This is a genomic window from Hyphomicrobium sulfonivorans, assembly GCF_013306565.1.
In the GTDB taxonomy this organism is placed as follows: domain Bacteria; phylum Pseudomonadota; class Alphaproteobacteria; order Rhizobiales; family Hyphomicrobiaceae; genus Hyphomicrobium_A; species Hyphomicrobium_A sulfonivorans.
This window is the reverse complement of the sequence record NZ_PZPO01000014.1, coordinates 1-1,077: the sequence shown is the minus strand read 5'-3', so window position 1 is coordinate 1,077 and position 1,077 is coordinate 1. Positions and strand designations below refer to the sequence as shown.

Sequence of the window (1,077 nt, the reverse complement as noted above, 5' to 3'; positions counted from 1 at the left end):
GCGCAGCGTGATGATCTGCGAGCGCTTGCCGCGCGCGGCCCCGGCCCACGAGGTGATGGCGATGACCGCGACGATGAGCCCGACACCGCGCGTCTCGGCGTAGGCGACCAGCGTGATGATGAGCGGCAGCACCGGGATGACGAGGGCGACGTTGGTGACGAAGGTCAGGCCGTCGTCGAGCAGGGTGCCCTCGGCGTAGCCCGAGACCATGCCGATGAACAGCGCGATGAGGGTGGCGAGCACGCCGCCGAAGAGCCCGACGAGCATCGACACGCGGGAGCCGTAGATGAGCTGGGAGGCGATATCCTGTCCGTCGGTCGTCGTCCCGAGCCAGTTCTCGGCGCTCGGCCCGGCGAGGGGCACGAAGTCGGCGTTCGACGGGTCGTGCGGGGCGATGAGGGGCGCGAAGAGCGCCACGAGGACGTAGACGGCGACGATGACGATGCCGACCCGCGCCTTCTTGCTGCTCCAGACGATCTTCCACCAGGGGTCGGGCGCCTGGCTGTCGCTGACCTCCTCGGCCGCGGCGGTGTCCTGGCCCTGGTCGACGTCGCCGACCCGCATCGGGTCGGAGGCTGGGGTGGTGGTCACGACTCGCTCCTTCGCGCACGGGGGTCGAGGACGCCGTAGAGCAGGTCGGCGACGAGGTTCGCCAGCAGCACGCCGACGGTCGTCAGCAGCATCAGCGTCTGCAGCAGGGGGTAGTCCTTGGCGCCGACGGCCTCACCCATGAGCCGGCCCAGGCCCGGGTAGTCGAAGACGGTCTCGACGAGGATCGCCCCGCCGAGCACGCTGCCCAGCGCGAGGGCGAACCCGGTGACGCTCGGCAGCAGGGCGTTGCGGGCGGCGTAGCGCAGCGCGATCCGGCGCTCCGGCAGGCCCTTGGCCTTCGCGAGCCGGATGTAGTCCTCGCCGAGGTTCATGATCATCGTGTTGCGCATGCCGAGGACCCAGCCGACCGGCGCGACGATGAGGAGCGACAGGGCCGGGAGCAGCGAGTGCGTGAAGGCCTCGGAGATGAAGGCCCCGTTGAAACCCGGTGTCGCGGCGGCGTACCCGCCGGACGTCGGGAGGACG

1 protein-coding gene and 1 pseudogene are annotated in these 1,077 nt (G+C 70.8%); both read right to left on the bottom strand.

Annotation, left to right across the window (positions count from 1 at the left end):
* Positions 1 to 591 (bottom strand): annotated as a pseudogene (locus C6Y62_RS16150) (ABC transporter permease); the annotation flags it as partial.
* Positions 588 to 1,077 (bottom strand): ABC transporter permease (locus C6Y62_RS16145; protein WP_173954803.1); only part of this gene is annotated, 490 nt, incomplete at its 5' end. The gene C6Y62_RS16145 and the pseudogene C6Y62_RS16150, both read right to left, overlap by 4 nt.